The organism is Paenibacillus sp. FSL M7-0656, from assembly GCF_038003225.1.
GTDB classification, from domain to species: Bacteria; Bacillota; Bacilli; order Paenibacillales; family Paenibacillaceae; genus Paenibacillus; species Paenibacillus amylolyticus.
Genome location: NZ_JBBOOT010000001.1, coordinates 5,038,007 through 5,063,394, shown reverse-complemented (window position 1 = coordinate 5,063,394; position 25,388 = coordinate 5,038,007). Strand labels below are relative to the sequence as shown.

Annotated in this window: 16 protein-coding genes, 1 tRNA gene and 3 rRNA genes; 2 read left to right on the top strand and 18 right to left on the bottom strand. The window is 48.1% G+C overall.

The genetic code is table 11. The annotated features are described in order from the left end of the window. Nucleotides 1-30 precede the first annotated feature (30 nt). The 5 genes from cysE to MHI01_RS22210 form a co-directional block, all read right to left on the bottom strand. Nucleotides 31-690: a serine O-acetyltransferase gene (gene cysE, locus MHI01_RS22230; protein ID WP_036607155.1), complete on the bottom strand. Its 660-nt coding sequence runs from the start codon at nt 688-690 to the stop codon at nt 31-33. Nucleotides 691-1,228: 538 nt separating this feature from the next. Continuing rightward, nucleotides 1,229-2,686: a glutamate--tRNA ligase gene (gene gltX, locus MHI01_RS22225; protein ID WP_036607153.1), complete on the bottom strand. Its 1,458-nt coding sequence runs from the start codon at nt 2,684-2,686 to the stop codon at nt 1,229-1,231. Between the two features lie 33 nt (nt 2,687-2,719). Continuing rightward, a complete protein-coding gene (gene ispF / locus MHI01_RS22220; protein WP_340031257.1) occupies nt 2,720-3,196 on the bottom strand; it encodes a 2-C-methyl-D-erythritol 2,4-cyclodiphosphate synthase in 477 nt (158 codons plus the stop codon). Continuing rightward, a complete protein-coding gene (gene ispD / locus MHI01_RS22215; RefSeq protein ID WP_076320294.1) occupies nt 3,193-3,888 on the bottom strand; it encodes a 2-C-methyl-D-erythritol 4-phosphate cytidylyltransferase in 696 nt (231 codons plus the stop codon). Before ispD ends, ispF begins: the two co-directional genes overlap by 4 nt. 82 nt (nt 3,889-3,970) lie before the next feature. Next, nucleotides 3,971-5,056: a PIN/TRAM domain-containing protein gene (locus MHI01_RS22210; RefSeq protein ID WP_047841132.1), complete on the bottom strand. Its 1,086-nt coding sequence runs from the start codon at nt 5,054-5,056 to the stop codon at nt 3,971-3,973. A 173-nt stretch (nt 5,057-5,229) separates the two neighbouring features. On the opposite strand from MHI01_RS22210, the gene MHI01_RS22205 reads away from it, so the two are divergent. Continuing rightward, complete coding sequence (locus MHI01_RS22205; RefSeq protein ID WP_017692049.1) at nt 5,230-5,625, top strand: hypothetical protein; 396 nt, start codon at nt 5,230-5,232, stop codon at nt 5,623-5,625. A gap of 126 nt (nt 5,626-5,751) precedes the next feature. On the opposite strand, the gene pssA is transcribed toward MHI01_RS22205, so the two are convergent. The 12 genes from pssA to MHI01_RS22145 all read right to left on the bottom strand — a co-directional run bounded on the left by pssA (nt 5,752) and on the right by MHI01_RS22145 (nt 20,971). Then, nucleotides 5,752-6,483 carry a CDP-diacylglycerol--serine O-phosphatidyltransferase gene (pssA, locus tag MHI01_RS22200; protein WP_017692048.1) on the bottom strand — a complete coding sequence of 244 codons (732 nt, stop codon included), beginning with the start codon at nt 6,481-6,483 and terminating at the stop codon, nt 5,752-5,754. 45 nt (nt 6,484-6,528) lie between these two features. Further along, on the bottom strand, nt 6,529-7,605 hold the full coding sequence (gene disA, locus MHI01_RS22195) for a DNA integrity scanning diadenylate cyclase DisA (protein WP_036607144.1): 1,077 nt from the start codon (nt 7,603-7,605) through the stop codon (nt 6,529-6,531). A gap of 13 nt (nt 7,606-7,618) precedes the next feature. Next, nucleotides 7,619-8,986, bottom strand: coding sequence for a DNA repair protein RadA (radA, locus tag MHI01_RS22190; RefSeq protein WP_036671578.1), 1,368 nt, complete (start codon nt 8,984-8,986; stop codon nt 7,619-7,621). Between the two features lie 272 nt (nt 8,987-9,258). Further along, nucleotides 9,259-11,721, bottom strand: a complete 2,463-nt coding sequence (locus MHI01_RS22185) for an ATP-dependent Clp protease ATP-binding subunit (protein WP_036607223.1) — start codon at nt 11,719-11,721, stop codon at nt 9,259-9,261. A gap of 185 nt (nt 11,722-11,906) precedes the next feature. Continuing rightward, nucleotides 11,907-12,977, bottom strand: coding sequence for a protein arginine kinase (locus tag MHI01_RS22180; protein ID WP_036607140.1), 1,071 nt, complete (start codon nt 12,975-12,977; stop codon nt 11,907-11,909). Between the two features lie 28 nt (nt 12,978-13,005). Beyond that, a complete protein-coding gene (locus MHI01_RS22175; RefSeq protein ID WP_036607138.1) occupies nt 13,006-13,530 on the bottom strand; it encodes a UvrB/UvrC motif-containing protein in 525 nt (174 codons plus the stop codon). 31 nt (nt 13,531-13,561) lie between these two features. Continuing rightward, complete coding sequence (locus tag MHI01_RS22170; RefSeq protein WP_036671579.1) at nt 13,562-14,023, bottom strand: CtsR family transcriptional regulator; 462 nt, start codon at nt 14,021-14,023, stop codon at nt 13,562-13,564. A 461-nt stretch (nt 14,024-14,484) separates the two neighbouring features. After that, nucleotides 14,485-15,660 (bottom strand): GNAT family N-acetyltransferase, encoded by a 1,176-nt coding sequence (locus MHI01_RS22165; RefSeq protein ID WP_340984165.1) that lies wholly within the window; start codon nt 15,658-15,660, stop codon nt 14,485-14,487. A 178-nt stretch (nt 15,661-15,838) separates the two neighbouring features. Then, nucleotides 15,839-15,955: ribosomal RNA gene (gene rrf / locus MHI01_RS22160) — 5S ribosomal RNA — on the bottom strand. A gap of 143 nt (nt 15,956-16,098) precedes the next feature. Then, a 23S ribosomal RNA gene (locus MHI01_RS22155) occupies nt 16,099-19,024 on the bottom strand. Between the two features lie 210 nt (nt 19,025-19,234). Continuing rightward, nucleotides 19,235-19,310, bottom strand: a tRNA-Ala gene (locus tag MHI01_RS22150). Between the two features lie 108 nt (nt 19,311-19,418). Then, a 16S ribosomal RNA gene (locus tag MHI01_RS22145) occupies nt 19,419-20,971 on the bottom strand. Together the 16S, 23S and 5S rRNA genes with 1 tRNA gene alongside form the textbook arrangement of a ribosomal RNA operon. A gap of 718 nt (nt 20,972-21,689) precedes the next feature. On the opposite strand from MHI01_RS22145, the gene MHI01_RS22140 reads away from it, so the two are divergent. After that, nucleotides 21,690-23,063 (top strand): molybdopterin-dependent oxidoreductase, encoded by a 1,374-nt coding sequence (locus tag MHI01_RS22140; protein WP_340984163.1) that lies wholly within the window; start codon nt 21,690-21,692, stop codon nt 23,061-23,063. 133 nt (nt 23,064-23,196) lie between these two features. Here MHI01_RS22140 and ligA read toward each other — a convergent pair whose 3' ends face one another. Continuing rightward, nucleotides 23,197-25,218 (bottom strand): NAD-dependent DNA ligase LigA, encoded by a 2,022-nt coding sequence (gene ligA, locus MHI01_RS22135; RefSeq protein ID WP_047840609.1) that lies wholly within the window; start codon nt 25,216-25,218, stop codon nt 23,197-23,199. Between the last annotated feature and the right edge of the window lie 170 nt (nt 25,219-25,388).

The window sequence follows — 25,388 nt, the reverse complement described above, 5'->3', positions numbered from 1 at the left end:
TTTCATCCTATACTGCCTTTATTTATTGTATCACGTATCACGCACAGTCTCATTTTCACGGGCATTTTGCAGTGTACGTACTTCTTCCTGCAATCGTTCGAGTTCTTTTTGCATACCGCGCAAGGAGTCAACGACCGGATCGGGCAATTGCTGACTGAGGCGATCTACCCGTCGGCCATCCTGTTTAACAATCCTGCCCGGTATACCTACTACGGTACTATTGGAAGGGACCTCCTTAAGCACAACGGAGTTCGCACCAATGTTACATTGATCTCCCACGCTAAATGAACCCAACACCTTGGCTCCGGATGAGATAACCACATTATTACCAATGGTCGGATGTCTCTTCCCTTTTTCTTTCCCTGTTCCGCCCAGGGTAACCCCCTGATAGATAACGACATCATCGCCAATCTCACATGTTTCTCCAATAACGACGCCCATTCCGTGGTCAATAAACAACCGATTTCCGATCGTAGCTCCAGGATGTATCTCGATTCCTGTCATAAAACGGCTAACCTGCGAAATGAACCGGGCAACCGAGAACCATCTTCGCTTGTATAAAAAATGAGCGATCCGGTGTGCCCATATCGCATGCAGCCCTGAGTAGGTGAATACCACCTCAAACCAACCTCGGGCCGCCGGATCGTTTTCAAACACCGCCTGGATATCTGATCTGATCTTCTTGAACATGCTCGTTCCCCTCTTGTTCAGGTTCCCGTCCTCCGGCTTACCGGACGGCGCGTTCCTTGGTAGTGTACTGCACACTCGCCTAAACAAAAAAACGCCCCTGCAGCATTTAGCTGCAGAGGCGTTTATCGCGGTCCCACTCTGCTCGGTCCATTCTTAAATAGAATGAGCCCTCAAGCGGTTTGGTAACGGAAACCAATCGTCACAACCTATCCTAACGTTTTCCCATGTCATGATCGACAAAGGCGGGGCCGGATTCGGCTGTGCAGCTCACGGGCGCATTTCGACTGATGGACAGTGGATGGTTCACAGCCACCGCATCCAAAGAAATCTCTCTTTGCTACGGGACCATCCTCTCTGAATCTGTCCGGGTCAGTCTACTCCTCCCGATCTTTGCTGTTCTATTAGATAAATCATATCAATTATTCGTTGTGTTGTTATTATAGCGAAAAGGCCTCAGACTGACAACAGCCTCCTACGTAATCTATCCATCGTAGGACTGTGTTCAGATTCCAAATAAACGGAATGTCTTCGACTAAGATTATTTTACTTGTGCAAGCAAACGTTCGATCACCGTATCACGACCCAGAAGCACGATCGTTTGGTTCAGATCCCGTCCATGCGTCTGTCCAGTCAAGGCTACACGAATTGGCATAAAGAGCTGTTTGCCCTTAAAGCCGGTTTCTTTCTGTACTTCCTTGATCAATGCAGCCATTTTGCTTGGAGTAAACTCTTCGCTCGCCTGTACTTTATCCGCAAATGCCTTCAGTACAGTTGGCACCTGCTCCTCCGCAAGCACTGCTTCTCCTTCACTTTCAAGCTCCAGATTGGAACGGAAGAATACTTCTGACAATTCGACAATATCGGAGGCAGAATTCATCTGCTCCTGGTACAGGTGTACCAGCGTATAAGCCCATTCTTTTTGTTCAGCAGACAGCTCGGAAGAAATACGTCCAGCCTTTTGCAGATGCGGAATGGCCATTTCGGCAATACGTTCCGGGTCAGCATGTTTGATATAGTGGTTGTTCAAGTGCGCCAGCTTGTGGGTATCAAATACCGCAGGGCTCTTGGACAGACGTTTCGTATCAAAAATGGAGATCAGTTGCTCTTGCGAGAAGATCTCTTCTTCCCCTTCCGGCGACCAGCCGAGTAAGGAAATAAAGTTAAACATCGCTTCAGGCAAATAGCCGAGCTGATCATATTGCTCAATAAACTGGATAACGGACTCATCCCGTTTACTCAGCTTCTTGTGATTTTCATTCACGATCAACGTCATATGACCGAATTGCGGTGGCTCCCAGCCAAGCGCTTCATAGATCATCAGTTGACGCGGCGTGTTTGAGATGTGATCTTCCCCACGCAGGACGTGGGAGATCTTCATCAAGTGATCATCCACAGCAACGGCATAGTTGTATGTGGGAATACCGTCTTTTTTCACAATGACGAAGTCACCGGATTCCTTGCTGTTGAACGAGATTGTGCCTTTAACCATATCATCAAACGTATATGTGCGCTCTTCCGGCACACGGAAACGAATACTCGCTACGCGGCCTTCCGCTTCAAACGCACTAATTTGCTCTGGAGTCAGGTCACGGTGTTTGCCAGAATAACGCGGTGTTTCTCCACGTGCTGACTGTTCCTCGCGCTCTTGCTCCAATTCTTCTTCCGTGCAGAAGCAACGGTAAGCCAGACCTTTATCCAGCAATTCCTGCGTATATTTACGATAGAGGTCCAGACGTTCCGTTTGACGGTATGGTCCGTATTCTCCGCCCACGTCAATACTTTCGTCCCACTCAATTCCGAGCCATTTCAGGTATTTCAGTTGGCTTTCTTCACCACCGGCAATATTCCGTTTCACGTCCGTATCTTCAATACGAATAATGAATTTACCGTTATTATGTTTGGCATATAAATAGTTAAACAACGCCGTACGGGCATTCCCGATATGCAGGTGTCCCGTTGGGCTCGGCGCGTAACGCACACGAATATCCGTGCTCATATGATCCCCTCCGTCACTAATTGATTGATGATATCACACACGTACAAGGCAAACAACGGATTGAGCGGCAATGCCCTCTCCCCGTCCCGGGAATCCCAGTTGCTCTGTTGTTGTTGCTTTCACGTTCACCAGTGTTACATCCGCTTCTAGTGCCTTGGCAATAACCTCAGCCATCTGTGGGATATAAGGAGCCATCTTTGGCTTCTGGGCAATAATCGTTGAATCAATATTCCCTAGCTTATACCCGCGATCCTTCACAAGCTGCCATACATGTTCCAGCAATTTCAGGCTGTCGGCATCTTTGAATTCCGGATCGGTATCCGGGAAGTGCTTGCCAATATCCCCAAGTGCCAGTGCACCCAAAATGGCATCACTGATCGCGTGCAACAGCACGTCTGCGTCCGAGTGACCCAGCAGACCTTTTTCATAAGGAATCGTTACTCCGCCAATAATACACGGGCGTCCCTCTACCAGCTGATGTACATCAAATCCCTGTCCTACACGTATCATCGCTTCTTCTCTCCCCCCAGCAAAAACGCAGCATATTTCAAATCTTCCGGCGTTGTTAATTTGATATTGGTATAATTGCCTTCCACAACCTTGACCGACATTCCCTGACGTTCAGCCAGCATGGCATCATCTGTTCCCAGAAATCCGTCCTGCTCAGCTGATTCGTAGGCGGAGAGCAGGGAAGAAAGACGAAAAGCCTGCGGGGTTTGAATGCTCCACAGACTGCTGCGGTCTGGCGTCGCCGTAACGACTCCTTCCGCATTCACTTGTTTGATCGTATCCTTCACGGGAACCGCCAGTACAGCTGCTCCACCACCGGCTATGGCGGCCGCCATGCATCCCTTGATCTGCTCATGGTTCACAAAAGGACGTACCCCGTCGTGAACGAGAACCCAATCCGTCCCAAGTGCCTCAAGGCCTTTATGGACAGAATGTTGTCTCTCTTTCCCTCCGGGGATAACACGGACACGTGAATCCAGTTGGTATTCTTTTACCCAATCCTGGCAGCGTTCAACATCTGCGGTTCCTGTGACCAGCACCATCTCGCGGATCTCGTCCAGCACAGCAAATACCTCAAGCGTATGTATGAAAACGGGCTTGTCCTGCAGCAACAGAAACTGTTTGCTCTCGGTCGTCCCCATCCGGGTTCCGCGACCTGCTGCCACAATGACAACGCCCCACCCTTTATCCATGCCGCAATCCCTGCCTTGTCTGTCAGTTTATCGTCCAAAGATATACAATATCATTCAACGATACACTACCCATCATACCGCTTTATTGGGCTTTTTCCAACAGTTTCGGCTTGGCAAAAATCATTCGTCCCGCTGAAGTCTGCAACACACTGGTCACCAGCACTTCCATCATCATGCCGATATACTCGCGTCCGCCCTCCACAACGATCATTGTGCCATCATCCAGATAGGCTACACCTTGACCATGCTCCTTGCCATCCTTGATGATCTGCACCATGATCTCCTCACCTGGCAGAACAACCGGCTTAACCGCATTGGCGAGATCATTAATGTTCAACACAGATACACCCTGGAGTTCGCACACTTTGTTCAGGTTAAAGTCATTGGTGACCACTTTGCCCTGAAGCACTTTAGCCAGTTTAACCAGTTTGCTGTCCACCTCGGAGATTTCCTCGAAATCCCCCTCGTAAATCAGGACTTTTACATCAAGTTCCTTCTGGATTTTGTTCAAAATGTCCAGTCCACGCCGTCCTCTGTTGCGCTTGAGCAGATCCGATGAATCAGCAATATGCTGTAACTCCTCCAGAACAAATTCCGGAATTACGATCGTGCCTTCAATAAATCCGGTTTTGCATATATCAGCGATACGCCCATCGATAATAACACTGGTATCCAGAATTTTATGTTCTTCCATCCGTCTATCCTCGTCCACCTCGGGATGACCCCATCGTCCAGACATCCAGAAGGCCCCCAGATCGTCTTTCTTCGCCATGGCAAGGGTATAACCGGAATAAGCACTAATCACCGTCAGCGCCACTTGCAGCACTTCTCCTGCCGTCCCCATCCATCCCACAACAGGGTAGAGCAACAAGGCCACGAGCAATCCTGCAACTGTACCTGCAGCACCTGCAGCCAATTCGTTCATAGGTACTTTTGCCAATGAGTCAATTCCACTATGCAGCCTGTCTGCCATCAATGTTCCACCAATATTACATACAGCCATAAACATTACAGCTCCCAGCAGCGTCGATATACCAGCTCCCAGTAATCCTGCTGACTGAATCCACTCCGCCATCCATGGGACCGATTTTCCTGCCAGATGATATGCCGTGTAGCCGAACCATGCACCGCACAATCCTGTAAAAGTTAAAATGCCTTTTTTCCACATTAGTCCCTGCACCTCCTTCAATGTATCTTGATCTTTATATCCAGTATGATCCAATTCCTGAATTGCTAATCCCATCTGGAAGAACTTTTTGGAAATGTTGCAATCGTCAGTTGAAAGTAGGTAAATTATTGGCATATAATGAATTCAATTCATATCCCGAGGTGAGTGGCAAAATGAGTACGCTAAGTTTACAGGCTTTCCAGGATCAAGTTTCTGAACTGTTGTTGCGTCATCGCAGCCTGATTGATGTACTGTCCAAAACGGGACAAGCCGGAGCGTCTGTTAACCGTGCCGTGTCCAAAGCCATTACCGAATGCGGCTGCATCGAGCTGCACGCCACCAAGCAGAAATATGCCCCGGAGAGCGATATCGCTCAAACCAAGGGCCTGCTGGAAACGCATGTGGAAGGTGAGTTGTGTGAGAACTGCAGAGAGGTCATCAGCTCTGAACTAGGGCGGAACCTGTTCTACATGTCGGCTCTCTGCAACCTGCTGGACATTAACATGGAAGAGGTCGTAAATCACGAATCACAGAAGTGTTCAACGTTAGGGATGTTTAATCTGTCGTAAGAAGATATGTATGTCGTCCGTAAGGGTTTCTTTTACCGTAAATAGATCTGAATAAACAAAAAGCACGCATTCTCCAGTTCAGGAGAGTACGTGCTTTCTTTGTATAGTGTCTGTCCCCAAGGCGACTTAACGATCGGAAGGACGGGAAGATTTCTCATCCTTGCGCTTTTTCGCCCGACTACGCGAGGCCGCTGTTCGCACATTATGCTTCATTCCATACAAGGCGTATAACACCAGCGGAATAAAGATCAATTTGGATAACTGCTCTGGGAAAATAACGGCTACGGCTATGGCAAATAACACAACCCATGGTGCAATCCAGATTGCCTTGCGTGGCAACCCGACCTTTTTGAAATTGGGATATTTAAGCGAACTCACCATCAGATACGATAACAGCAATGTAGCAATCATCATGCTAACTGGGCCAATATCCTTATTGAACAAGGACAGTGTGGCCAGTACCCCGCCGGCTGCCGGTATCGGCAGACCTGTGAAGTACCCGGGAATTCCCGGACGAACATTAAATCGAGCAAGACGAATGGCTCCACAAATCGGAAAAGCCGCTGTTGCGATCCAGGCGAGAATCGGCATTGAATCTTGAAACGACACCATAAATATGATCAGGGCTGGTGCTGCACCAAAGGAAACCATGTCAGACAAGGAATCCAGTTCCTTACCGAATTCACTTTGGGCATTAAGTGCACGTGCCACTCGGCCATCCAGACCATCTAGCAACATCGCTACAATGACCATAATGGCAGCCAAACTGTAATTTCCATCAATCGCAAGCAAAATTGCCATCATTCCAAGAAACAGATTACCCAGGGTAAAGAGATTCGGAATGAATCTGGTTAGCATCGTTGTTTCACCTCATCCATTTCAAGCCTTTATATAGGCAAACCCTTACATCTGTCTGTCGATAAACATTTGCTCCTGCAAACGTTTGAGGCCTTCCTTAATGGTCCGGGCACGAACTTCACCAATACCGTCCACTTCGTCCAGTTCTTCAATTGTGGCCATAATAACATGAGGCAATTGTTCGAATTGATCCACCAGATTATGGATAATGACATTGGGCAGGCGGGGGATCTTATTTAATACCCGGAATCCACGAGGGGCAACCGAATCCTCAGAAGTAGCCGCTGATGAAGGATAGCCGAGAAGACGGACAATATGGTGTGCATCCAGCAACTCATCGTCCGACAATCTTTTCAGTCCCACGATAATTTCACGGATTTTGTCATCACTGTCGTCACGGGCATAGTCTTTATACAGTAACCAGGCTTCTTCTTCCGTTGTACCCACAAGTTCTTCCATTTGCATGGAAATGAGTCGTCCCTCATTCCCGAGTTCATGAATGTACCGTTGGATTTCCGTTTTGATCCGCATCACCATTTCGGTACGCTGAATCACATTAACCACTTCAGGAATCGTTACTAATTCCTCAAATTCCGAAGCACTCAGATTCGTAAGGGACTGTGTTAATACCGCTTTGTATTTCTCCAGGGTTTGGATCGCTTGATTCGCTTTGGTCAGAATAACCCCGATTTCCTTGAGGGAATAACGAAGTGTTCCCTGATACAAGGTAATGATATTCCGGCGCTGTGATATGGATACGACCAATTTACCCGTTTGCTTTGCTACACGCTCTGCCGTCCGGTGACGAATCCCCGTCTCTGATGAAGAGATCGAAGAGTCCGGGATTAACTGGGTATTGGCGTAAAGAATACGCTTCAAATCCTCGCTAAGAATAATGGCTCCATCCATTTTGGCGAGTTCATACAGATAGTTCGGGGAGAAATCACAGTTAATCGAGAATCCCCCATCCACCACTTCCATTACTTCAGGGCTGTATCCTACAACAAGCAGTGCGCCCGTCTTGGCGCGCAGCACATTTTCCAGACCTTCGCGGAAAGGTGTACCTGGTGCGATCAGCCTTAACAACTCATTCATATTATCCAGTTGGCTCATATCTTTCATCTTGTTATGCCCCCTAATCTAAAGCAACCGCTAGTGCATCTGCCACGGTATTCACACCGATCAGTTGTATCCCGCGAGGATGTTTCCAGCCCTTTAAGCTTTTTTCTGGTAAAATGACTCGTTTGAAGCCCAGCTTTGCGGCTTCCTTCACTCGTTGTTCGGCCCGTGATACGGCTCGAACTTCACCTGTCAGACCGATCTCGCCAAAGATGACGTCGTCCGGCTTGGTCGGTACATCTCTCAAACTGGATGCAATGCTGACGGCAACCGCCAAGTCTACAGCGGGCTCATCCAACCGTACTCCACCAGCCACGTTCAGATACGCATCCTGGGTCTGTAAAAACATCCCCATCCGTTTCTCCAGCACTGCAATGATCAGATTTAATCGATGCAGATCTACCCCTGTTGCCATACGGCGGGGAGAAGGGAAATGGGTGGTTGAGATCAACGCCTGTAATTCCACGAGCAGAGGACGTGTCCCCTCCATACTGGCAACTACCGTTGAACCTGCTACACCCAGTGGACGTTCCGACAAAAAGAGTTCGGACGGATTGCCCACCTCACGAAGTCCATCCTCGCCCATTTCAAAAATACCAATCTCATTGGTGGAACCAAAACGGTTCTTCACCGCACGCAACAGGCGATACGTATGATGCCGTTCTCCTTCAAAATAAAGCACGCAATCCACCATATGTTCTAACATACGTGGACCGGCAATGGCACCTTCTTTGGTAACATGCCCCACAAGAACCGTTGCAATGCCTCTGCCTTTGGCAATCCGCATGAACCTTGACGTACATTCCCTTACCTGTGCAACACTACCAGGCGCACTGGTAACTTCGGGAAGATATACCGTCTGAATGGAGTCGATGACCAGAAAATGCGGCTGGATCTGATCCACCGCTTCCTCTACACGTTCCATATTGGTTTCACACAGTACATACAACTCGGCAGAGAGTGCCCCGAGACGGTCTGCCCGCAATTTGGTTTGCTTTACTGATTCCTCACCGGAAACATATAACACACGCAAACCCGAATGCGTCAAAGCATGAGACGTCTGCAACATCAACGTTGATTTACCAATACCCGGATCTCCGCCCACCAGAACGAGTGAACCCGGAACGATTCCGCCACCCAATACCCGGTTCAACTCTCCGATTCCAGTCTGTACACGCGGTTCCTGACCGCTATCTATATCTATGATAGGAAGCGGTTTATCTTTACTGTCAAACAGAGGAGAATTTCTCCCTTGTGTTTTGACCACCGTCTCTGTTTCTTCCACCATTGAATTCCATGACTGACAACCCGGACACTTACCGTACCACTTGGGGGCTTCATAGCCGCATTCCGTACATTGAAACTTGGTTTTAACTTTGGCCACTTCAGCACTCCTATAATTTAATTTTATAACAGCATTTTGCATTATTCGACGAATTTCACCCAAACTCCCTGACGTGCAGGGTTACTAAAAGTTTACCATTGTTTGAGATTTTTCGTAAAGGATTATCGCAAACTTTACAGATGTTCCTGACATAATCATGTCCGTCTTCTGTCCAAAGTGCAAAAAATCCTCCCCGGCCGAAGCCGAGAAGGATTTGATTAAGGATTATGGATCAATACAAGCTGAAGTTTAACTCCAAAGCTTGCTAAATATTATTTAGTTTCGATTTCCTCATTGGACGGAACAACCACGTCTTTTTTCGTAACAGACAGTGCACCGTTCTCTTCGTCGATGAGCAATGAATCCCCTTTGGTTACGTTACCTGTGAGCAACTCTTCGGACAATTTGTCCTCGATATGCTTCTGGATCGCCCGACGAAGCGGACGCGCACCGTAAGCTGGATCAAAGCCTGACTTAGCAAGGAAAGACTTGGCATTGTCAGTGAGTTCGAAATCTACCTCATGTTCGAGCAGTCGTTTACGAAGTTCTTCACTCATAAGCGTAACAATTTCAGCGATGTGTTTTTCTTCAAGTGAGTGGAACACGATAATTTCATCAATCCGGTTAAGGAACTCTGGACGGAAGCTTTTCTTCAGCTCATCCATCACTTTCCCCTTCATGTTGTCATAATCTGCTCCTGCATCTACAACTGCAGTGAAGCCCAGTGTAGAGTTACGTTTGATCGCTTCGGCACCCACGTTGGATGTTAGAATGATCAGCGTATTGCGGAAGTCAACGACGCGACCTTTGGAATCCGTCAGACGACCATCCTCAAGCACTTGTAACAAGATATTGAATACTTCTGGATGTGCTTTCTCGATTTCATCGAGCAGGACTACGGAATATGGTTTGCGACGAACTTTCTCTGTCAGCTGGCCACCTTCTTCGTACCCAACATATCCTGGAGGCGCTCCGACAAGTCGGGAAGTCGAGTGCTTCTCACCATACTCGGACATATCAATACGGATTACTGCATTTTCATCGCCGAACATCGCTTCAGCCAGAGCACGAGCAAGTTCTGTTTTACCTACCCCTGTAGGGCCGAGGAAAATGAATGAACCCATCGGACGTTTTGGATCTTTAAGTCCCGCACGAGCACGACGAACCGCACGGCTGACAGACTTCACTGCCTCATCCTGACCGATGACACGTTCATGTAGAATAGACTCCAGATTCATCAGACGCTGTGTCTCTTCTTCTTTCAGTTGGTTCACAGGGATTCCAGTCCAGCTGGCTACCACTTGTGCGATATCCTCAGGAGTAACCTCGGAATCGGTGCGACCTTGTTTCTCTTTCCACTGGTTCTTCGTTACATCCAGCTCTTCACGGATTTTTTGTTCCGTATCACGCAGAGCTGCTGCTTTTTCGAACTCCTGACTTTGAACTGCAGCGTCTTTTTCCTTACGGATATCTTCCAGACGGCTTTCCAGTTGTTTCAGGTTTGGTGGGATCGTGTAAGAGTTCAATCTTACTTTGGAACCCGCTTCATCAATCAGGTCAATCGCTTTATCTGGCAGGAAACGGTCTGTAATGTAACGGTCAGACAGTTTAACCGCCTGCACAATTGCTTCGTCCGTAATTTTCACGCGGTGATGCGCCTCATAACGGTCACGCAAGCCGTGCAAGATTTGAATCGCTTCTTCCGGAGAAGGCTGATCTACAGTAATCGGTTGGAAACGACGCTCAAGCGCTGCATCCTTCTCGATGTATTTACGATACTCATCCAGCGTTGTTGCACCAATGCACTGCAATTCTCCACGGGCCAGAGCCGGTTTCAAAATGTTAGAAGCATCGATGGCACCTTCAGCTCCGCCTGCGCCAATCAAGGTATGCAATTCGTCGATAAACAGGACAATGTTACCTGCTTGGCGAATCTCATCCATGATTTTTTTCAGACGATCTTCGAACTCACCACGATATTTGGTTCCAGCGACTACAGAACCCATATCCAGGGTCATTACACGTTTGTCGCGCAATGTTTCCGGAATCTCATTTGCGATGATTTTTTGTGCAAGGCCTTCAGCAATCGCTGTTTTACCTACACCTGGCTCACCGATCAATACCGGGTTGTTCTTCGTACGACGGCTGAGCACCTGGATGACACGTTCAATTTCTTTACTACGTCCAATGACCGGGTCAAGGTTATTCTCTCTGGCGTATGCCGTGAGGTCACGTGCCAGACTGTCCAGCGTTGGTGTGCTGACATTGGCAGGTGTGCCATTATGGCTGGATACAGCTTCACTGCTGCCAAGCAATTGCAACACTTGTTGACGTGCTTTGTTCAGGCTAATTCCCAGGTTATTGAGCACACGTGCTGCCACACCCTCGCCTTCACGAATCAATCCGAGCAGGATATGCTCTGTGCCTACATAAGTGTGGCCCAATTTACGAGCTTCATCCATAGACAGTTCAATTACTTTTTTCGCACGTGGCGTATATGCAATGTTGGTAGGTTGCTCTTGGCCACGGCCAATTAGCGTTTCTACTTCATCCTGAATTTTTTCCAATCCGAGTCCCAGGCCGATCAGTGCTTTGGCTGCGATGCCTTCGCCTTCACGAATGAGGCCGAGCAAAATATGCTCAGTACCGATGTTATTATGACCGAGACGGACAGCTTCTTCCTGCGCGAGTGCGAGCACCTTTTGGGCCCGTTCCGTAAATCTTCCAAACATCATATCTCCTGCACCTCCATGGTTTTGGATAAAACGAGGGTCATATAATGAAATAACCGTCGTATTCTTCATATCATTTTTGTTTGCAGCCATGCTGCGAATAAAGTCATTCGGCATTTGTACATGCCTTATTATATAAAAGCCGCAATGCGGCATGAAACCATAATTCAATACTATATCAGGCTAAACTAGGACTGCTTCGCTGCATTGATCGTATCACGAATCAACTGAGCACGGTATATGTCACGCTCATCTGTGCGCATATCTTCCCCGAATGTTTTCTGCAAAAATCCCGGCTGTGTCATCACATTCAATTCATTCATTACCGTGATGGACAGTCCATCCAACAATCCGAGATCCACGCCAAGGCGTACATCCGATAAGCGTTGTGCAGCTTCCTTGGAATCAACAATAGCTGCATGAGACAATATGCCATAAGAACGCATGACCCGATCCGTAATCCGAAGTCTGGAGTCGGTAATTAACCGTTCTCTCGCTGTACGTTCATGACCAATCATCTGTAACACAACACCATGCAGGTTCTCGATGACTTCCTGTTCGGTCTGTCCCAAAGTAATCTGGTTCGAGATCTGGAACAGGTTACCCATCGCCTCGCTACCTTCACCGTATATCCCTCTTACCGTCAATCCCACTTGGGAAACTGCGGTTAGAATACGGCCAATCTGTTGTGTCATCACCAGGGCAGGCAAGTGCATCATGACCGATGCTCTGACACCTGTACCTACATTGGTAGGGCAGCTGGTTAAGTATCCTCTGCGATCATCAAAGGCATAATCCACGTGCGCTTCAAAAGCATCATCTATTGCGGAAGCTTTCTCCCAGGCTTCTTTCACCTGAAACCCCGGATAGAGGCACTGGATACGAAGATGATCCTCTTCATTAATCATAATACTGACAGACTCATCCTCACTGAGAATAACCGCACCATTCCTGGATTCATTCGCAAGACTTGGACTGATGAGATGTTTCTCCACCAGCACCCGTTTGTCGAGTTCGTCAATATCGATCAGATCCAACGTATGAAAATCCCCAAAGGCATGAACGTCATCGTATTGAAGTACTTCGCTCAGCTTATTCAGCACCTCTTCCGATTGCTCATTGGAAGCCAGCATCGGAAACGGAACATGCTGAAGGTTGCGTGCAATCCGGACACGGCTGCTAATGACAATTTCGGAATCAGCCGCATCACTGCGCATCCAGTCGCTGAGCGCCTTCTCTGTAAAGCGCAGATTAGGCATTACGCATCCCTCCTACTCATGACAAACTTTACTCCTGAGCTATTCCTTTTTCAAGTCCTCTGATCTGGTCACGGATCTGAGCCGCCTCTTCAAATTCCTCTTGTGCGATGCTCTCTTGGAGCTCACGCTTCAGATCAGCAATTTGCCGTTTCACCTTGATGCGACCACCAGCTCGTGCAGGCACTTTGCCTACATGGGACGTATTACCATGAACCCGCTTGAACAAAGGATCCAGACGACTGTCAAAATATTTATAACATGAACTGCAGCCGAACCGGCCTATCTTACTAAATTGTGCGTACGTCATACCACACTCTTCACATTGAAGAGCTTTTGCAGGTGGTGTTCCTGCCGATCCACTTTTGCCGGCTGGATCAAAATCAAGCAATCCTGACAACAAGTTGTGAATGGAAAACCCACCTGCTGTTCCAGGGATCATTTCCCCTTTTTCACGGGCACATGACTCACAAATATGGAATTCCGTCTTCTCTCCATTTACGATCTTCGTAAAATGAAGTGTCGCCGGACGTTTATTGCATTCTTGGCACAGCATATTGATGTACCTCCTTTGACCCCGATAGTTTTCATTTACCGAGCAAAGATATTAACATCGCCTTCAACATTCTGGCACGAATTTGATCCCGGTAAGGAAGTTTGACCAATATAACCTCTCTAGATACAGCAGCTCGCATCAACCCGGCTTCCCGCTTGTTCAAGAAGCGCGCTTCTTCCAATTGATAGATCAGACCTTCGGCAGCTGTCTGCCCGATCTCTTCACCAATACTATGGTGCAAATGATTATGCAGAGCTGATTGGGCCGGTAATTCAATGCGCTGTATGCGAACATAACCACCACCGCCGCGTTTACTCTCTACCAGGTATCCCTTCTCGAGTGTAAAACGTGTGCTGATGACATAATTGATCTGGGAAGGTACACATGAGAATTGATCTGCCAGATCATTACGCTGAATTTCAACCATTCCTTCGGGACTTTCATGCAAAATACTCTTCAGATATCGTTCGATAATATCAGAGATATTACGCATCCAATCATCCTCCACTGTCTGAAACGTTAAGTCAATAAGGACCCACACGCCCCCACAGAGTACACCTTCTCTACCCATTTAACCAATCATGGAAACAGCGAATCTTGCTTCCACAGGTGCCAACAGGAGAGCGAAGGAAGCACGAAGGTCCTTTAATATTCCCTTGATCCTCCGATGAAATGAATCCCGTATATTGGCGATCATGCATCAGATTGTAGAAAGAAAGCTACTTAAGTATTAAACCTTTAGTTGACTTTGACTTTCTTTGACTTTATAACCATTATAGCATATTTTGTGGTTTTGCCAAGTGGGGTCACTATTCATTTTTTACGATTTTACACGAAATATTCCCCGGACACAAAAAAACCTCCCCAAAATTTCTGGAGAAGTCCATTTGTCTTTCATTCACGCCGTATTTCTATATAAGCTAATCAAGTTAAATGGAGCAGTGGGAATAGTCATCAGAAGAAATCGAGCAAATAGGTTTCCCGTTCAGGAATCGCTTGTTCCAAAGCCTTGATTGCTGTGTTCGGTCCGTGAATTCTTCCGATTCGTGCCATTTCCGTTGGTCTGCGATATCCCATCAGCACCGCGGTAAGGGATTGAATATCCACCTTAATGATCTGATCATCAGTAATTGGCTCCGATGTTTTCCATATGGACGCTGTTCCGTTCATTGCCACGTTTAATTGCCATACCCCTTCATTCCACGGAGCGTGGGCATCTTCTACCTGTAGAACAATCTGCACTGGTGAGTCCTGGCTTGCAAAGGGATACTGGGATATAAACTGCTCTACACTAACGATACGCGCCATAAAATAAGGTACAATCTCCTGCTGAATCCGTGGGTTATCCAATTGGAAGGCAAGCGTATCACTGGCAGGCGCCTGCAACGTAACTTCCTGGATCATGGAATCATGGTTAGCAATGAAGGTCCACAGCCCTTGCCTAGCCTCTTCATTCAGATAGATGATCTCTTTAATGGTAAACTTATTTTCCTTAACCTCATATAAAAGATAACCTTGTGCTGCATCAGCTTCATCGTAATATACAGCCTTCTGGCTGGTCCCATTAACAAGAACTGAATTCTCCCACCTTGCATCATCCCGGACCAGAGTTCCGTTATAACGCTCAGCATAAGCACTGTATACTTCCTTTAATATGCTGAGGCCTGGATCCCCACGCCGAATTGTTCCAGGTGTCGCTTTTTTCGAAGGCAAATGAGCTGTAGGTACTTTATAACGTTTAAATTCAACATACGTCTCCCATCCATACTTCCGATAGAAACCAAAAGAGAATGGATGCAAGAAAGATATACTCTGTTTGTTACGATTCATTTCTTCCAACGCATGCTTCAGCAGACCCGCTACCCAGCCTTTGCGTCTATACTCTGGCCAGGTGGCTACACCCGCAATACCGCCCATCTCGAACGATCTGCCATGAATATAGGTTTGAAAAGGAATGATGTGAAGTTTGGCTCCTAGCTGCCCGTCCTCATATACACCCCATATATCCTGTGACGAAAATTGACTCCGCCGTTTTTCTTTCTGTTCTTCACTCATTACTACTTGAAAAGCATATTCGGAGAGTGCCATCGCCGGTTCAAAATCATCTACCGTCAATTTCTGAATTTCCATGTTGTCCTACACCCCATTCGCTAGAGTTATATCAATCCAAATCATGGCCTGATATCTGATATATGTACCCCTTAGAGTGTGTCAGAGGATTCTTACAAAGTCAAATAAGAGATGCTTCCGCATCCCCTAAAATAAACAAATAAAAACCACCACCGAATAACATCGGCAGTGGTTCTTCGCTTGGCGGCGTCCTACTCTCCCAGGACCCTGCGGTCCAAGTACCATCGGCGCTAGAGGGCTTAACGGTCGTGTTCGGGATGGGTACGTGTGGAACCCCTCCGCCATCGCCACCAAACGCGATTTGTCGAAGCATAGCTTCTTAAAATCAGATATGGAACTGAAAATCATACACACGTTCTGTGATGTACCAATTTTCATTTCAGAGATCGTTCTCTGAAAACTAGATTCGAAACGAAACACGCGATTTAGAACTTGCTATTGGATAAGCCCTCGACCGATTAGTACTGGTCAGCTCCATGCATTGCTGCACTTCCACCCCCAGCCTATCTACCTCGTCGTCTTCAAGGGGTCTTACATACTGGGAAATCTCATCTTGAGGGGGGCTTCACGCTTAGATGCTTTCAGCGTTTATCCCGTCCGTACATAGCTACCCAGCGGTGCTCCTGGCGGAACAACTGGTACACCAGCGGTACGTCCATCCCGGTCCTCTCGTACTAAGGACAGCTCCTCTCAAATTTCCTACGCCCACGACAGATAGGGACCGAACTGTCTCACGACGTTCTGAACCCAGCTCGCGTACCGCTTTAATGGGCGAACAGCCCAACCCTTGGGACCTACTTCAGCCCCAGGATGCGATGAGCCGACATCGAGGTGCCAAACCTCCCCGTCGATGTGGACTCTTGGGGGAGATAAGCCTGTTATCCCCAGGGTAGCTTTTATCCGTTGAGCGATGGCCCTTCCATGCGGTACCACCGGATCACTAAGCCCGACTTTCGTCCCTGCTCGACTTGTAGGTCTCGCAGTCAAGCTCCCTTATGCCTTTGCACTCTTCGAATGATTTCCAACCATTCTGAGGGAACCTTTGGGCGCCTCCGTTACTCTTTAGGAGGCGACCGCCCCAGTCAAACTGCCCACCTGACACTGTCCCCGCACCGGATTACGGTACCAGGTTAGAACCTAGATACGATCAGGGTGGTATCCCAACGTTGCCTCCACGCGAGCTGGCGCTCACACTTCAAAGGCTCCCACCTATCCTGTACAGATCGTACCCAAATTCAATATCAAGCTGCAGTAAAGCTCCATGGGGTCTTTCCGTCTTGTCGCGGGTAACCTGCATCTTCACAGGTATTAAAATTTCACCGGATCTCTCGTTGAGACAGCGCCCAAGTCGTTACGCCATTCGTGCGGGTCAGAATTTACCTGACAAGGAATTTCGCTACCTTAGGACCGTTATAGTTACGGCCGCCGTTTACTGGGGCTTCGGTTCACAGCTTCGGATTGCTCCTAACCACTCCCCTTAACCTTCCAGCACCGGGCAGGCGTCAGCCCGTATACTTCGCCTTACGGCTTCGCACAGACCTGTGTTTTTGCTAAACAGTCGCTTGGGCCTTTTCACTGCGGCCCCCTCGTGCTATTCACACTACCGGGGCACCCCTTCTCCCGAAGTTACGGGGTCATTTTGCCGAGTTCCTTAACGAGAGTTCTTCCGCGCGCCTTAGAATACTCTTCTCGCCTACCTGTGTCGGTTTGCGGTACGGGCACCATCACCTGGCTAGAGGCTTTTCTTGGCAGTGTGAGATCATGACCTTCGCTACTATAATTTTCGCTCCCCATCACAGCTCAGCCTTACAATGTGCGGATTTGCCTACACATCAGCCTTACTGCTTAGACGGACATCCATCAGTCCGCGTCACTACCCTACTGCGTCCCCCCATTGCTCATAACGGCTTACGGTGGTACAGGAATTTCGACCTGTTGTCCTTCGACTACGCCTTTCGGCCTCGCCTTAGGTCCCGACTTACCCTGAGCGGACGAGCCTTCCTCAGGAACCCTTAGGCTTTCGGCGGATCAGATTCTCACTGATCTTTTCGTTACTCATACCGGCATTCTCACTTGTATAATGTCCAGCGCTCCTTACGGTACACCTTCAACCCTTATACAACGCTCCCCTACCCCTGATGCAAAGCATCAAGCCATAGCTTCGGTGGTGTGTTTAGCCCCGTTACATTTTCGGCGCAGAGTCACTCGACCAGTGAGCTATTACGCACTCTTTCAATGATGGCTGCTTCTAAGCCAACATCCTGGTTGTCTGTGCAACTCCACATCCTTTCCCACTTAACACACACTTGGGGACCTTAGCTGATGGTCTGGGCTGTTTCCCTTTTGACAATGGATCTTAGCACTCACTGTCTGACTCCCGGAAGTAAGTCTATGGCATTCGGAGTTTGACTGAGCTTGGTAACCCTTGCGGGCCCCGCACCCAATCAGTGCTCTACCTCCACGACTCTGTTTTCCGAGGCTAGCCCTAAAGCTATTTCGGGGAGAACCAGCTATCTCCGAGTTCGATTGGAATTTCTCCGCTACCCCCACCTCATCCCCGCATTTTTCAACATGCGTGGGTTCGGGCCTCCAGTGCGTGTTACCGCACCTTCACCCTGGACAGGGGTAGATCACCCGGTTTCGGGTCTACGTCCACGTACTAAGTCGCCCTATTCAGACTCGCTTTCGCTGCGGCTCCGGCTCTTCACCTTAACCTTGCACGGGAACGTAACTCGCCGGTTCATTCTACAAAAGGCACGCCATCACCCCTAAAACGGGCTCTGACTTTTTGTAAGCACACGGTTTCAGGTTCTATTTCACTCCCCTTCCGGGGTGCTTTTCACCTTTCCCTCACGGTACTGCTTCACTATCGGTCGCTAGGAAGTATTTAGCCTTGGCAGATGGTCCTGCCGGATTCATACGGGGTTTCACGTGCCCCGCACTACTCGGGATCCGTCTCGGAGGGAACCAACTTTCAACTACAGGGCTTTTACCTTCTTTGGCGGGCCTTTCCAGACCTCTTCGCTTAACCGGTTCCTTTGTAACTCCATGTGAGACGTCCCACAACCCCAAAGAGCAAGCTCTTTGGTTTGGGCTTCTCCGCGTTCGCTCGCCGCTACTGACGGAATCACTATTGTTTTCTCTTCCTCAGGGTACTTAGATGTTTCAGTTCCCCTGGTATGCCTCTGCATAACCTATGTATTCAGTTATGAGTAACTGGAAATTACCCCAGCTGGGTTTCCCCATTCGGACACCCCCGGATCAAAGCTTGCTTACAGCTCCCCGAGGCAGTTTCGTTGTTCGCCACGTCCTTCATCGGCTCCTAGCGCCTAGGCATCCTCCGTGTGCTCTTAGTAGCTTAACCATTTTGTTCCGGTTTCGGTCGCTCGCTTCCCTTGGTTTGCTTGCGCAAAGCCAAAAGTCGCTCTCACCCGATACCCTCACAAAAGCAATTTAACTACCTTTATACACTTGACTTGTTTGCACAAGTTTAGCTTAAAGGAATGTTCTAATTCGCGTTTGTTTCGTTTCGATATCTAGTTTTCAAAGAACAAGCCAAATAGATGAAATTGTTTGGTGGAGCCAAGCGGGATCGAACCGCTGACCTCCTGCTTGCAAGGCAGGCGCTCTCCCAGCTGAGCTATGGCCCCTCAAATTCCATCAAAACTGAACAAATGGATAAGTAACTGTGTTGCTGTTGCAGGTTCTAAGAACCTGCGTATTTGAATGTTTCCGTTGCAGGAAACGATTCTCCATAGAAAGGAGGTGATCCAGCCGCACCTTCCGATACGGCTACCTTGTTACGACTTCACCCCAATCATCTATCCCACCTTCGGCGGCTGGCTCCTTGCGGTTACCCCACCGACTTCGGGTGTTATAAACTCTCGTGGTGTGACGGGCGGTGTGTACAAGACCCGGGAACGTATTCACCGCGGCATGCTGATCCGCGATTACTAGCAATTCCGACTTCATGCAGGCGAGTTGCAGCCTGCAATCCGAACTGAGACCGGCTTTGTTGGGATTGGCTCCATCTCGCGATTTCGCAGCCCGTTGTACCGGCCATTGTAGTACGTGTGTAGCCCAGGTCATAAGGGGCATGATGATTTGACGTCATCCCCACCTTCCTCCGGTTTGTCACCGGCAGTCTATCTAGAGTGCCCATCCGAAATGCTGGCAACTAAATATAAGGGTTGCGCTCGTTGCGGGACTTAACCCAACATCTCACGACACGAGCTGACGACAACCATGCACCACCTGTCTCCTCTGTCCCGAAGGAAAGATACATCTCTGCATCGATCAGAGGGATGTCAAGACCTGGTAAGGTTCTTCGCGTTGCTTCGAATTAAACCACATACTCCACTGCTTGTGCGGGTCCCCGTCAATTCCTTTGAGTTTCAGTCTTGCGACCGTACTCCCCAGGCGGAGTGCTTAATGTGTTAACTTCGGCACCAAGGGTATCGAAACCCCTAACACCTAGCACTCATCGTTTACGGCGTGGACTACCAGGGTATCTAATCCTGTTTGCTCCCCACGCTTTCGCGCCTCAGCGTCAGTTACAGCCCAGAGAGTCGCCTTCGCCACTGGTGTTCCTCCACATATCTACGCATTTCACCGCTACACGTGGAATTCCACTCTCCTCTTCTGCACTCAAGTCACCCAGTTTCCAGTGCGATCCGGGGTTGAGCCCCGGGATTAAACACCAGACTTAAATGACCGCCTGCGCGCGCTTTACGCCCAATAATTCCGGACAACGCTTGCCCCCTACGTATTACCGCGGCTGCTGGCACGTAGTTAGCCGGGGCTTTCTTCTCAGGTACCGTCACCTTGAGAGCAGTTACTCTCCCAAGCGTTCTTCCCTGGCAACAGAGCTTTACGATCCGAAAACCTTCATCACTCACGCGGCATTGCTCCGTCAGGCTTTCGCCCATTGCGGAAGATTCCCTACTGCTGCCTCCCGTAGGAGTCTGGGCCGTGTCTCAGTCCCAGTGTGGCCGATCACCCTCTCAGGTCGGCTACGCATCGTCGCCTTGGTGAGCCGTTACCTCACCAACTAGCTAATGCGCCGCAGGCCCATCCCCAAGTGACAGATTGCTCCGTCTTTCCAGTTTCCTTCAGGCGAAGAAAACAATTATTCGGTATTAGCTACCGTTTCCGGTAGTTGTCCCAAACTTGAGGGCAGGTTGCCTACGTGTTACTCACCCGTCCGCCGCTAACCATCCGAGAAGCAAGCTTCTCTTCAAGCCCGCTCGACTTGCATGTATTAGGCATGCCGCCAGCGTTCGTCCTGAGCCAGGATCAAACTCTCCAATAAAGTATTGAAAAGAGCGATAAGCTCATTTTGAATCTGACGATTCATTGTGAATCAAAAGTTACTATCCATTTGTTCAGTTTTCAAGGAACTTGTATGTCCGTTTATGTTGATGTTGATGTTTGTCAACCGGACAGGAATCTTATCATATCATGTTAACTAACTTACTGTCAACACTTTGTTTTCGTCATCTTTCAAATGATTATGACAATCATTCGTTTGAAGCGACAAGAAATAATATATCACGTAGTGATTTATTTAGCAAGCATTTTTAATCAACCTTTTGATATCATGATATCTTCATCTACGGTGTCTTGTTTCCAACCTGTATTCGACAGATTAGCGCATTCTCTAAACAAATGAAGGGCTACTCTTAAAGTGCATTACATATAAAAGAAATAACTCAATTCTATAAATACTCCCTTCTATAACCACAAGTAATAATGATCTAGATGAGTTTTAGTTAGAGTACCGATCGGGATAACGATCCCTGCCCTTCTGATGGTTTGAAGAAAGTGATCCAAAAACTCTATAATAAGGTATATAGATATAGAGATAAGGTTAAGCAGTCAAGTGTACTACTTTCATAAGTAGCCTATGAACAATCGTATATCCATCTCGCATTGCACCTTTACACAGATCACGTACTCCATTCACAGCTAGCTAGTACATATCAAAGTTCTGAATAAACTCATTACTAACCTATATGGGGTGATCGCACTTGAAGCAATGGTTAAAGAACAGACGGAAAGGTTACGGCAAAAAGTTGGTTTCCATCCATGCGTGGAATGCCTGGATTGTTGTGATCCTTGCTATAACAGGTCTTATGCTGGTAGGCGGCTTTTGGCGCGAGATACTCGGAATTGGACGTGTCTGGTTAAAATGGCTACATATCATCGTTGGGCTAGCTATGCTGGCACCCGTAGTATATTACTTGATTTTGGCCGGAAAGCACTGGAAACAGCTTCGTAATAGACCCTGGCAAAAGGTGAACACCATCTTTGTTCTTGCGCTGCTGGTAGGCTGGCTACTCTCGGGTATTGTATTATGGCAGTTCAAGCTAGCTGGACCTCGATGGTCGAATGCTGCACTTTTGATCCATGACCTGCTGACTTGGGTGGGCTTACCTTATATTATCTATCACTCCATCACTCGGACCAAATGGTTAAAGGATCCTGCACGTCGTGCGGTTAAAACCACTACAACTTCAACAAGAACTCAAAATACAGCTGACCCATCTGATTCAATATCGGATGAAAAAGAAACTCCGGCTGCTATATCTTCTTCTCAGTTTGATCGCAGTTCCGAGAGAGATCCCCTCAAATCAGAGGAGCGACCTCAACCTTTGTATACACGACGAGCTTTCATCCGTTCTGCTGTGGGGGTTGGTCTCGCCGTGACTCTTGGCCCTACTTTTATATCCTGGGTAGGACGAAATCTCAAGATCGATAATAGTATTGATAGCATGCTGGAGAACGACCCTAATCGTATGGTTCCTCTGCCACAACCGCTGTCTGCCTCTTCACCTCCCATTGGAGGCGGAGCTGAAGGTCATTTCCGCGTATATACGGTTACGCCTATACCGTCCTTCTCCAATGCTAACTGGTCTTTCCGAATTGATGGACTGGTTGAACGGGCACAGGTTTGGAATTGGGAACAATTCGTGAAGCTGACGCGCACCGTACAGGTTAGTGATTTTCACTGTGTAACGGGCTGGTCTGTATATAAGAATACCTGGGAAGGTATCTCTCTTGCACAGCTTTTGAAACAAGCCGGGGTCAAACCGGAAGCTCACAGTGTGAAATTTTATTCCGGTGATGGTGTGTATACGGATGCCATTACGATGGATCAAGCGCAAATGGAAGATATTATGGTCGCTGTCATGCATGATGGCAAACCTATCCCTGCTGATCTTGGCGGTCCGGTACGGCTCGTCATTCCTCAGATGTATGCCTATAAATCAGTAAAATGGTTGAATCGCATTGAACTCATCGACAGCGAACATATTGGTTACTGGGAAGAACGAGGATATGACAAGGATGCATGGCTTACAGGCGCATCTCAGCGCATCCCTAACAATTTAAGTGGATCATGATCAGATAAGATAAGACTGGTAAGCGTTCTTTCGTTGTAAAAATAATTCAATTAATAGCAAAAGCCCCCGATCACATATTCGTGTCTTCGGGGGCCTTTTTCTTTTTCCTCATTATGAACTCTCTGATTACACTTTAACCCTGTGGGTTCAAAAGACGTACAAGTTCATCCTCATCCTCAATCGTTGGAATACCGAGATCATGAGCTTTGGTTAGTTTACTACCTGCCTTCTCTCCGGCAATAACCAAATCTGTCTTTTTCGACACACTGCCAGTCACCTTCGCTCCGAGCGCTTCCAGTCTTTGCGTTGCCTCTTCCCGCGTCAATTGATGCAGCGTTCCGGTCAAGACGACCGTTTTACCACTGAAGAAGGAATCTTCCACAACAGCAACGGCTGGTGCCTCAGGTGCCTGAGCTTTCACACCCAAGTTAAGCATTTTCTCAATCGCAGCCTGTGTAAACGGATCTGCAAAAAAGTTTACGATGCTCTCAGCAACGATACCACCCACGTCGGGTAGTTCAACCAGTTCTTCCACGGTTGCATTCATAATGGCGTGCAGATCTCGATAATGATCAGCGAGCATGCGCGTTGTCGATTTACCTGTGTTCGGAATACCCAGTGAGTATAAGAAGGAAGCCAAGTCTCTATCTTTACTAAGCTCAAGCGCAGCGATAAGGTTGTTCGCTTTCTTTTCCCCAAACCGCTCCAGCTTCACCAAATCATCAAACTGTAACGTATACAGGTCGGCAGGCTCACGTACGTTCAATTCATCATACAACTGAATCGCTGTTTTCTCACTGAACGTCTCGATGTCCATAGCATCACGGGAAGCAAAATGGGAAATACGTGCCACCGTTTGTGGTTTACACGCAAGTCTATTGTTGCAGAACAGATGCGCTCCGCGTTGCTCCAGTGGGAATCCACATGCAGGACACTGCTCAGGGAAGACGATCTCCTCACCATCACTCTCCTCCGTCACTTTACCCAGAATCTCAGGAATGACGTCGTTGGAGCGACGGATAAAGACCCGTGTGCCCAGAGCAAACTTCAGATTTTTGCGCTCAATATCGCCGACATTGTTCAGAGTACAGTTCTGTACCGTTACCCCGGCAAGTTCAACCGGTTCTACGCGTGCCAGCGGAGTTACTTTGCCAGTACGGCCCACATTCCATACCACAGCGTTAAGAACCGTTGTGGTCTCTTCAGCCTCGAATTTATATGCCACCGCCCAGCGAGGGAACTTATCGGTATAACCCAACACTTCGCGGGTGCGCATGTCCGTAATTTTGATAACAGCTCCATCGATCAGATAGTCTAGCTGCCCTCGGTTCTCCTGAATCGCGGCCAGTTGTTCCATCACATCATCAAACTCATGGAAATAAGTAATCGATGGATTAACTTTGAAGCGGTTCTCACGCAGGAAATCCATCATCTGCTGATGATTGGCAAACTGAATGTCATCCGAATAACCTACATTATAAAAATAAGCATTCAACCGACGCTCAGCCGTCGCCTTCGGATTCAGGTTGCGGAGCGCTCCTGCTGCTGCATTACGCGCATTCTTGAGTGGCTCTGCCGCTGTCTCATTGTATCGGTCCAAGACAGACAGATTCATGATGCCTTCACCCTGTACTTCAATCGTACCGCTTGTGTAAGGAATTTTGAGCGGAACGGATCGGATCGTTCTTACCTGTGCCAAAATACCTTCACCTACGGTACCGTTCCCTCGTGTAGAGGCTTGCACCAACTCACCGTTGGTGTATGTCAGGTTCAGCGTCAATCCGTCAAACTTCAACTCAATGACATAACCTGGTTCCGGTAAAGGCGTATCGGGATTTTTACTGTTATAGTCATTAATCAGTTTTAGTACACGGGTATTCCAGCTCCGAAGCTGCTCAATATTCTGTGCTTTGTCCAGACTCCATAAGGAGGATAAGTGGCGATGCGGGGTAAACCCCTTTAGCAGTTCGCCACCCACACGCTGTGTTGGAGAATCAGGCAGAACCATGCCGCTTTCCTGTTCCAGCGTAACCAGTTCATCGTACAGAAGATCATACTCCTTATCGCTGATCTGTGGCTGATCCATCGTGTAGTACTGATAATTATGCTGGTTCAGCTCGGTAACGAGTTGCTCCATCCGGTGCATCGGGTCCATACAGGGCCATCCCTCCGTTAATTTGATCTATGTAGAACGAACACTCCTATTGCACTGAACTGTGATAACAGATTAACTTTCCGATCGCTGTTATCCCCGGATTTCTTTTAATCCATTTTAAAAGGTGGAAATCCGGGGATAAAGGCGAACGCTATGCTTCTTCAAGTTAT

What these genes read in the sequence shown, in the direction of transcription:
- cysE (WP_036607155.1), bottom strand. Translation starts at nt 690, where the DNA reads ATGTTCAAGAAGATCAGATCAGATATCCAGGCGGTGTTTGAAAACGAT.
- gltX (WP_036607153.1), bottom strand. Translation starts at nt 2,686, where the DNA reads ATGAGCACGGATATTCGTGTGCGTTACGCGCCGAGCCCAACGGGACAC.
- ispF (WP_340031257.1), bottom strand. Translation starts at nt 3,196, where the DNA reads ATGATACGTGTAGGACAGGGATTTGATGTACATCAGCTGGTAGAGGGA.
- ispD (WP_076320294.1), bottom strand. Translation starts at nt 3,888, where the DNA reads ATGGATAAAGGGTGGGGCGTTGTCATTGTGGCAGCAGGTCGCGGAACC.
- MHI01_RS22210 (WP_047841132.1), bottom strand. Translation starts at nt 5,056, where the DNA reads ATGTGGAAAAAAGGCATTTTAACTTTTACAGGATTGTGCGGTGCATGG.
- MHI01_RS22205 (WP_017692049.1), top strand. Translation starts at nt 5,230, where the DNA reads ATGAGTACGCTAAGTTTACAGGCTTTCCAGGATCAAGTTTCTGAACTG.
- pssA (WP_017692048.1), bottom strand. Translation starts at nt 6,483, where the DNA reads ATGCTAACCAGATTCATTCCGAATCTCTTTACCCTGGGTAATCTGTTT.
- disA (WP_036607144.1), bottom strand. Translation starts at nt 7,605, where the DNA reads ATGAAAGATATGAGCCAACTGGATAATATGAATGAGTTGTTAAGGCTG.
- MHI01_RS22185 (WP_036607223.1), bottom strand. Translation starts at nt 11,721, where the DNA reads ATGATGTTTGGAAGATTTACGGAACGGGCCCAAAAGGTGCTCGCACTC.
- MHI01_RS22180 (WP_036607140.1), bottom strand. Translation starts at nt 12,977, where the DNA reads ATGCCTAATCTGCGCTTTACAGAGAAGGCGCTCAGCGACTGGATGCGC.
- MHI01_RS22175 (WP_036607138.1), bottom strand. Translation starts at nt 13,530, where the DNA reads ATGCTGTGCCAAGAATGCAATAAACGTCCGGCGACACTTCATTTTACG.
- MHI01_RS22170 (WP_036671579.1), bottom strand. Translation starts at nt 14,023, where the DNA reads ATGCGTAATATCTCTGATATTATCGAACGATATCTGAAGAGTATTTTG.
- MHI01_RS22165 (WP_340984165.1), bottom strand. Translation starts at nt 15,660, where the DNA reads ATGGAAATTCAGAAATTGACGGTAGATGATTTTGAACCGGCGATGGCA.
- ligA (WP_047840609.1), bottom strand. Translation starts at nt 25,218, where the DNA reads ATGGACCCGATGCACCGGATGGAGCAACTCGTTACCGAGCTGAACCAG.